This is a genomic window from Kitasatospora saccharophila, assembly GCF_039529925.1.
Classification (GTDB): Bacteria; Actinomycetota; Actinomycetes; order Streptomycetales; family Streptomycetaceae; genus Kitasatospora; species Kitasatospora saccharophila.
Genome location: NZ_BAAANS010000123.1, coordinates 1 through 8,807, shown reverse-complemented (window position 1 = coordinate 8,807; position 8,807 = coordinate 1). Strand labels below are relative to the sequence as shown.

7 protein-coding genes are annotated in these 8,807 nt (G+C 69.3%); 6 read left to right on the top strand and 1 reads right to left on the bottom strand.

Translation table 11 applies throughout. From position 1 onward, the window contains the following. Positions 1-451: 451 nt before the first annotated feature. A complete protein-coding gene (locus tag ABD345_RS39380) occupies positions 452-1,501 on the bottom strand; it encodes a PP2C family protein-serine/threonine phosphatase (RefSeq protein ID WP_344559561.1) in 1,050 nt (349 codons plus the stop codon). A 276-nt stretch (positions 1,502-1,777) separates the two neighbouring features. Between ABD345_RS39380 and ABD345_RS39375 the strand changes: the two genes are divergently transcribed. The 6 genes from ABD345_RS39375 to ABD345_RS39350 all read left to right on the top strand — a co-directional run bounded on the left by ABD345_RS39375 (position 1,778) and on the right by ABD345_RS39350 (position 8,087). Continuing rightward, complete coding sequence (locus ABD345_RS39375) at positions 1,778-2,359, top strand: Imm21 family immunity protein (protein ID WP_344559559.1); 582 nt, start codon at positions 1,778-1,780, stop codon at positions 2,357-2,359. 199 nt (positions 2,360-2,558) lie between these two features. After that, on the top strand, positions 2,559-3,188 hold the full coding sequence (locus tag ABD345_RS39370; RefSeq protein WP_344559557.1) for a HEAT repeat domain-containing protein: 630 nt from the start codon (positions 2,559-2,561) through the stop codon (positions 3,186-3,188). A gap of 437 nt (positions 3,189-3,625) precedes the next feature. Then, complete coding sequence (locus ABD345_RS39365) at positions 3,626-4,123, top strand: hypothetical protein (RefSeq protein WP_344559555.1); 498 nt, start codon at positions 3,626-3,628, stop codon at positions 4,121-4,123. 144 nt (positions 4,124-4,267) lie between these two features. Then, on the top strand, positions 4,268-5,017 hold the full coding sequence (locus ABD345_RS39360) for a TnsA-like heteromeric transposase endonuclease subunit (protein ID WP_344559553.1): 750 nt from the start codon (positions 4,268-4,270) through the stop codon (positions 5,015-5,017). After that, positions 5,014-7,080, top strand: a complete 2,067-nt coding sequence (locus ABD345_RS39355; RefSeq protein WP_344559551.1) for a Mu transposase C-terminal domain-containing protein — start codon at positions 5,014-5,016, stop codon at positions 7,078-7,080. The genes ABD345_RS39360 and ABD345_RS39355 overlap by 4 nt, the downstream gene beginning before the upstream one ends. Further along, complete coding sequence (locus ABD345_RS39350) at positions 7,077-8,087, top strand: TniB family NTP-binding protein (protein ID WP_344559549.1); 1,011 nt, start codon at positions 7,077-7,079, stop codon at positions 8,085-8,087. Before ABD345_RS39355 ends, ABD345_RS39350 begins: the two co-directional genes overlap by 4 nt. Positions 8,088-8,807 lie beyond the last annotated feature (720 nt).

Below are 8,807 nucleotides of genomic sequence, written 5' to 3'. Positions count from 1 at the left end.
CCGCACCGACATGACGGTCCGAGCATGCCTACCGAGCGACGGCCACACACCTCACCTGCGAAAACGTGACCCTACCTTCGGTTTGGGAATCGCTTCTTACAAGAGACGAGGCCACAGCCCAAGAGCTGAAGCCTCGTCAGAGTAAGCACTGTTGCAGTACTAGGGCGTGAACCGTCTGGCAGTACCAGCCCGTCCCGGCTTGGTCGGGGCTGCTTACCGCTCGGGTCGGCATCCCCCGAGACGAACTGCCCCCAGCTTCAACCAGGTTGCTGCGACAACCCGGCGGTGATGGCCTCTCACCTCACTCGACTCCACGGCGCCTCGTGGCGCACCCACCCGGTACGACAAGCTCGCGGTGCGGTGCGGGGCGACCGTACCCGTCGCAGCTCCCGGCGAGTGGCTGTGAGCCAGAGCTTCACACAGCGGCTCCGCGATCCGGGAGACAGCCAGCTCATGCAGCCCCCTCGCCGAGTACCTGATCCCTCGGGACGGCCTGTCCGCCAGTGAACTCCACCAGGAGAAGGGCGGAGTCGTCCTCGGGCTGGGTGCCGGTGAAGTCCGCGGCATCGGCCCGCACCCGGGCAAGGGATTCTTTCGGACTGCCGCCCCTCAGCAGTGGCCCCACCCGTTCGATCACGGGATAGAACCGCCCCTCGCCGTTCCGGGCCTCGCTCAGGCCGTCGGTGTAGAACAAGAGCCGGTCCCCGGCGTGGAGGGTCAGCCTTGTCACGCTGTCCTGGACGGGGGCGGCAAGCGCGCTGAGGCCGAAGGGCGGGATCGTCTCGTCGGCCTCGACCGAGCTGATTTCGCCGTCGTGCGTGAGCAGCAGTGGCGGGGGGTGGCCGTGGTTGAGCATGAGGAAATGTCCGGCAGGGCTGATCTGGGCGAGGATGCCGGTGACGAACCGCTGGCCGTCCGTTCGACGGTCCAGTGCGGCCTCGATGCGGCGGCCGATGTCTGCCAGATCCTCGATCTCGTGGCCGGCTTCACGGAAGGCTGCCAGTACTACCGCCGCGCAGCGTACGGTCTGCAGGCCCTTGCCCTGGACATCGGCGATGACCAGGCGCACGCCGAAGGGGGAGGCTACGGCCTCGTACAGGTCTCCCCCGACACGGGTGGCGCGGCTCGCGGAGACGTAGGACGCTCCCAGACGGACGGGCCCGATCGCCGGCGGCAGGGGAACGAACAGCACGTCCTCCAGCGTCTTGGCGACTTCCTGGACATCCAGCAGGCGGCTCTCGGTCTTCTGCCGGCACCGTGCCGCGTACACCGCCCCGAGCGTCACGTAGACGATGGCGACCAGCGCGACGTACATCCGCAGGGCGCCGAACCGGTGCGCCTTCGCGGCGAACAGCAGGCACAGGAGAATCGCGACGGCACCCATCGCCACAACGTTGCGGATGGTTCCCCGCGCGGCGGCGATCGCAGGGCCTGCCGCATAGACGGGCAGCAGGTTGTAGGCGGAGCCGGTGAGGGCGTCCACGACCGCGACGCCGAGCATCACCGCCAGAGGCAGTGCGCTCGAAGAACGCCCCGCTGTTCTCACCGCTCGACGCCACTCAACCACCGTGTCTCCCGTCCGCCCAGCGACCCAGAACCCAGAGATTGAAATGCCCACATCAGGAAAGGGTGCCAATCCGCCTGCTCAGGTGAGCGTAGAAAGCACAGGTCGCACCCGCAATCCGGAAACGGGACCACTCCAAGGGAGCACTGCTCGATTCGGAGTGCACCTTCGATACACGCCCTACGTGTCACAGCCCAGCGGCACACTGCGCGCATGGATTCTGATCAACCTGCCGTACACGAGGCCCTCGACCTGGCCTGGGTCGAGTCCATGGGTGGCCCTCTGATCGTCCTCCCGGTGTCGGCGTTGCACCAGTGGGGTGGCTGTACCGAGAACGGCATGATCGTCGGCAACGGTGATCAACCGGACGACTACGACCGTGCCTGCAAGGTTGAGGGCCTGGCCGAGGTGATCAGCTTGAGCGGCCACAGCACTGTTGCCGCGCTCGTGCTGGGCGACGAACCCTCCAGTACCTGTTACCTCGCCGAGCTGCGAGCCTTCATCCGCTGGCTCGCAGCAGACTCCGATGTCGAGTTGATCGCTGCCGCCCAGGCGGTGCTGAACGATCCGGAGACGCCGTGGGAGGAATGCGGGGTGTGGCAGACCGACGGTCCGGCTGTGCTGATGGACTCGGCCGAGGCCGGCAGCAGCCTCGGTGTGCCCTACCCCGACGGCCGGGGCCAGCCAGAGCAGGCCCCGGTACATATACCTGCAGGGCCCTGGAGAGTCCGTGTGTTCCACGACTGGTCCAGCGAATCCACATGGGTCGGCGTCGTCCAACTCCTCCCAGCTTGACGCCTTAACACCCTGAGATGTCTGTCTCCCGGGATGGTGACCTTTGACAGCCGATCTTGACCGATTGACAGGTGACCTTGACGGACGGGGGATTTCTGTCAAGCGATCTTGACCGGTGGCAGGGCCGCCCGGTGCCGTGAAACTGCGAACCGCTTTGTCAGGGCGAACACCTACGCTTCGCCGGTACAGAACCGACTGGATGGGATTCGAGATGGCACTGACCTTGGACGAAGCCGTAGGGCAGCTCGGCCATCGGCTTTCGCCCAAGCGGCGTTCCGCTGCCCTGCGCCTGCGGCGGCTTGCCGATCCTGCCGCCGGTCCGTCGTTGCTGGAAGCCCTGCAGCGGGAGGTTCGCGACACCCGTACGTGGGAGACCCAGTACCAGCTGGTCATGGCACTCGGGGCGTGCGGTCACCGGCCCGCCCTCGGGCTGATCCGGGAACTCGCCCAGCGGCCTTTCGAGGCGACCATGGTGTACACCGCGCTCGGTGACGCTGTCATCCGGTTGAGCACGCCGGACGAAACGGTCCACTCTCTGCGCTGGTGCTTGGAGACCGGCACCCCGATGCTCGCCGACGGCGCCCTGCGCGCCGTCGCTATGCAACGACTCGTCCTGGACGCGGCCACGATCGACTACGTCCTCGACTTCCTCGATCCCCTGGACGCCCATGACGGCCTCCGCTTCTGGGCCGCTGCCGCCGCGGCAGGATGGCCGGGCCCCCGCGTCACGGAGTTCCTCCGGGGATGCGCAGCCGGTCCCCGTGTCGACGTGGCCGACGCGGCCGCCTCCTCCCTGCAGGGCAAGTACCAGACCTACTCGCCCTTGTAGAGAACCGCCCGGGAGACGAACCGGCGGTCAGACTCGCCTGTCAATCGGTCAAGATCACCTGTCAGAGGACAGATGGGGAAAGGTGAGACAAGGGGTGTCCCAGCAGTGTCCCATCACCGTCCCAGCAGGTCCGGTTCGTCCGTTTTGCTGGGACAGTCCCAGGCTGTTTCCCCTGGTGGCACCGGTGCGGCTTGGCCTGGGGCAGAGCTGGGACATCCTGCTGCGAAAGGTGCTTGACCTCTGACAGGCGATCTTGACCGTTTGCCACCTGATCTTGACCGCCGCCGGTTTCTGCCACCTGATCTTGACTGGTGGCCGGGGGCAGTGATGGAGGTTGCTGCACGGGCGTACGGCGATGCCGTGCTGGCGGAGTGCGCCGGCTGCTGCCGGATCAAATCGCGTCGCTCTATACCGGAGTGGGCGGCTACGCTCGCGCCATGGAGCTGGAGCAGGCACTGGAACCGCTGCGCCGGGTGCTGCTGGAGCGCGGGACCGCCGGCTACCCGGAGACGGTCGCCGTTGCGGTGGAGGCTGCCCGGACGGCACTCGCTGGCGGGGCGGACACCCCGAGCTTGTGGGAGCTCGGCGTGCTGCCCGAGGAGGACGTTCTGGAGGCGCGCCGACTGTTGGCCGAGCTGGAGCAGGAACTCTGGCCAGCGCTGCGGCTGCCTGCCACCCTCGAGGCCCGCGACCGGGCGCTGGCGCGGTACTGCCTGCGGGACCTGCTGGACGGCCGCCTCGATCCGTTGGTGGCGGCCGAGCGGATCGGCTTCGAGCTGTGCCCCGCCGACGACCTCGACTCGCCGCTGTGGCCGGTCCGCCGATGGCTGTATCTCGCGGAGGACCAACAGGAGCACGGCGGCGGGCTGACGAAGGAACTGGTGGCCGAACTGCACGACCTGGCCGCCCAGCTGCTGGCCGGTCCGCTTTCCTGACGGCCGGGTTCCGATAGTGCTTCCCGCCCCGATGCCGGCGGTCACCTTGACGATGGCCGTCAAGGTGACCGCGACCGTTTGCCATTCGATCTTGACCGCCAGTAGGTTCCTGCCACTTGATCTTGACCGGTGGTGGGGGAGTCGGTGGCGGTTGTCGCGTTGGCGTACGGCGATGCCGACCTGTCGGCGTTCGAGCTGGACTTCGTCGAGGTCGGTGAGCGCCGTCGGCTTCCGCTGGGCCAGGGCTGGAACCGGCGGTTCGAGACCGCCGATCCGGTGCGAGAGTTCCGGTGGGCGAAGGACGGCCAGGGCTTCGCGGGCTTGTACTTCTCGGCGACCGTGGGCGACCACGTCGGCTACGAGTCGTGGCTGGAGCGGGATCGGCTGATCCTGCTGGACCGCGACCCCGCCGTGGTCGGGATCGCCTCGCAGCCATTCTGGCTGCACTGGCACGACGGGCAGCGGCAGCGCCGGCACGCGCCGGACTACTTCGTGCGGCTGGCCGACGGCCGCGGCCGGGTCGTGGACGTCCGGGCCGGCGACCGGATCGACCAGGCCGCGGCCGAGGCGTTCGAGGCGACGGAGCGGGCCTGCCGGGCAGTGGACTGGGAGTTCGCCCGCGTCGGCGAGCCGGACCCGGTGCTGATGGCGAACGTCCGCTGGCTGTCGCGCTACCGCCGACGCCGCTGCATGCGCCCGGACGTCGCCGAGCAGCTGCTCGACGTGTTCGCCGAGCCCGCGCTGCTGAGGTCCGGCGCGGCCCGGTTGGGCGATCCGCTGCTGGTGCTGCCGGTGCTGTTCCACCTGCTCTGGAACGGCGACCTGGTCGCCGACCTGGCGGGCGAACTGCTGTCGTCCGACGCCTTGGTGCGGACAGGGAGGGGATCACGATGAGCGGACTCCAGCGGCCGGTCGGGATCGCGGTCGGCGCCTGGGTGCGCCACGCGGGGCAGGTCCGCGCGGTCGTGGGCGTGAGCGCGAGGACGGTGACGTTGACGGACACCGCTGGCGGGCCGCAGGAGGTCTCGGTGGCGGAGCTGACCGGGGGGCCGGACTTCGCCGTGGTCGACCTGCCGGTCCGGATGCCGCTGCCGGCTCAGTCCGCGCTGGAGACCTTCCCGCCCGAGGCGATCGAGAAGGCGTTGTGGTGGGAGGGGCACATCCTCGAGGTCCTGCACGGCCGGCGCCCTGAGGCCGAGCCGGACACACTGCCGCGGCCGGGATTCGGACCCGAGACGTCGGTGACGGCCCGGCAGCGGGTGAAGGCCGCCGAGCTGACGGCGGCTGGCCACGAGGTGTCGGCCAGCGCGGTCGGCAACCTGCGCAGGAAGTACAAGGCAGACGGCGTGCTCGGCCTGATCGACCACCGGCTCGCTCCGAAGCCGCCCGGGTTCGGCTCGGTGGACGAGCGGGTGGTCGCGGCGATGCGGGTGGCGATCAGCGAAGCGGTCGACGCCTCCACCAGGACCGGGTCGTATCTCCTCTGGCGGACCGGGGAGATCCTGCGCCAGGACCCCGAGTCGAAGGACATCGAGTTGCCCTCGGAGCGCACCCTCTACCGGGTGCTGGCGAAGCTGACCCGCGGCACCCACACGTTCGGCGCCGCGACCACCCGCCGTTCCAGGGCCCACGGGGCGAAGACGCCCTTCGGCGAGCTGCCGGCGTTCGCGCCGGGCGAGGTGATGCAGATCGACTCGACGCCGGTCGACGTGATGGTCCTGCTCGACGACGGTGTCCCGGGCAGGGTCGAGCTGACCGCGATGATCGACGTCGCGACGCGCACGCTCACCGCGGCGGTGCTGCGGCCGACCACGAAGGCGGTCGACGCGAGCGTGCTACTGGCCCGCACCGTCACCCCGGAGCTGATGCGGCCGGGCTGGGCGGAGGCCCTGCGGATGTCGCGTTCGGTGCTGCCGCACCGCCGGCTGCTGAGCCTGGACGAGCGCTTGGAGCACGCCGCCGCCCGGCCGGTGATCGTCCCGGAGATGATCGTCTGCGACCACGGGGCGGTGTTCGTCTCCCGCAACTTCAAGTCGTCGTGCCGGTTCCTGGAGATCGACTTCCAGCCCGCGCACAAGGGCTCGGGCTTCGAGAAGGGCCACATCGAGAAGATGCTAGCCTCCGTCGCGTCGCTGTTCGTCCAGTTCCTGCCGGGCCACCTGGGCCGCAGCGCGGACCACCGCGGCCGGCACCCGGAACGCGAGCGGCTCTGGTCGCTGCTGGAACTCCAGGAACTGCTGGACGAGTGGATCGTCGCGCAGTGGCAGAACCGGCCGCACGACGGCCTGCGCGACCCCGCCCACCCGAGCCGGAAGTTCACCCCGAACGAGAAGTACGCCGCCCTGGTCGAGGCATGCGGCTACGTTCCCGTCGCGCTGAGCGGCGACGATTACGTCGAGCTCCTGCCCGCAGAGTGGCGGGCGGTCAACGACTACGGCATCAAGATCAAACACCGCACCTACGACAGCCCCGAGCTCACGCCCTTGAGGCGCCAGGACTCCGGCATCGCCGCCAAGCGCGGCCTCTGGGAGGTCCACCGCGACCCCTACGACGTCTCCCGGGTCTGGGTGCGTGACCACCGCCGCGAGGGGCGGCCCTGGGTTCAGGCGACCTGGAAGCACCTGCACCGGGCACCGGTCCCGTTCGGCGACCTGGCCTGGGACCACGTTAGCCATCAGCTGCCCGGCGCCACCGAGGTGGAGATCGCCGCCGCGGTCGCCGCCCTTCTCACCCGCGCCCACGCCGGGCCGGCCGCGGAGCCCACGGCCAAGCCGAACCGGCGCGACCGGCGGGTCGCCGCCCGGACCAAGGCCACCGCGCCGACCGCCCCGCTGCCCGCGCAAACCGCCGACGACTGCGAGCCCGCACCCGAGCCGGCCGCGGCCGAGGAGAAGCTCGCCGAGGTGATCCCGCTCGGTTTGTTCGACCCGCTCGAAGACCCCTGGAGACGCCGATGACGACGCCGGACACCGATGACGCAGGACAGCACCTGACCACGAAGGACGGCTGGCGGCGGTTCACCCTCGGGACTCCTCCGACGCCGCACCTGCCGTCGCCGGAGGAGTACGTCAAGCTGGCGGAGCCGGTCCGGCGGCGATACGAGGAGATCCGGATCGATCACCACGCCCGGCTGATGGTGGTGGCGACCTCCACGGTCCGGCACACCGTCACCACCGGCCGCCGCCTGGTGATGCTGAACCGGCACGCGATCAGCGCACGGCGGGGCCTGATCGTCTCCGGCCCGGCAGGGACCGGGAAGACGATCGCCGTCACCCAGCTCGGCCTGGTGCACGAGCTCAACGACCGGGCCGTCCATCCCCAGGCCCACGGCCGGATTCCGGTCGTCTACGTCACCGTCCCGCCGGCCGCCACCGCCCGCATGATCGCCGCCGAGTTCGCCCGCTTCCTCGGCCTGCCGGTCCACAGCCGGCTCACCACCGCCGACATCATCGAGGCCGTCGTCGGCGTCTGCACCACCGTCCGCACCGGCCTGGTGATCGTCGACGAGGTGCACAACATATCCCTGACCACCCGTCAGGGCGCCGAGGTCTCCGACACGCTCAAGTACTTCTCCGAGCGCATCCCGGCGACGTTCATCTACGCCGGCATCGACATCGAGCACAGCACGATCCTCCAGGGCACCCGCGGGGCGCAGATCGCCGGTCGCTTCACCCTCATCCCGACCCACCCCTTCCCCTACAACGACGAGTGGAAGGGCCTGGTCAAGACGATGGAGGACACCCTGCTGCTGCACCGCCACAAGCCCGGCACCCTCGCCGCCCTGGACCACTACCTCCACGAACGCACCGGCGGCATGATCGGCGCCCTCTCCCACCAGATCCGCGGCGCCGCGATCGACGCGATCCTCACCGAGGCCGAGGAGATCACCCAGGCCGGCCTCGAAGCCGTTCCTCTCGACGTCACCGCGAGCGCGCAGGACCGGAAACGGAAAGCCCGCAGGTGAGCACTCCTCCAGTCGTGAAGCTCCCGGTTCAGGTCTTCCCGCGCCCCTGCGAAGGCGCGGAATCGTTCATCATCCGCCTCGCGGAGGCGAACTACCTCAAACCCACGGTCCTTCGCGCCTACCTATGCGACCCTCCTGGCTATCGCAGCACCCTCAGCTGGGCCCGCCTCGCCGCCGCGACCGGGCGCAGCCTCCTCAAACTGCAAGGAGTCCTGGAGCGGACACCCCCGCCCTCGCCCACCCGCCTGCTCTGCGAGTACTGCGGGGTCCCACCGAAACCGGGGACCGAACCCCAGCCGCCGTGGTGGTGCACGGACCGGTGCCGGCGCCGGAGCGGTCTCCTGATCAGCGCGCCCTCGAGCCGGGCCGTCCTCCCCGGCCAGCGGTCGATCATCTCGTGCATCACCTGCGGCACCCGGTTCGTCCGGTCCTCCAGGCGCTCGCCCGACGCCGAGACGTGCTCACGGAACTGCCGCGCGAAGAGCGTCCGCACCCGCGAGGCCGAGCTCGCACTCTACGAAAATCCCGGCGCAATCGAACACGAAGCACCCTAAACCGGGCGGTCAAGATCGCTTGGCAAACGGTCAAGATCTATTGTCAGAGGACAGTGCTGACCCGTCTCAAGTTAGAAGACATCTCATTTGGTGAGTCTGCGGGTGCAGATGATGGCTGCTGCGATGCTGGCGAAGGCGGCGAAGTGGTCGGCTTTGCGTTCGTAGC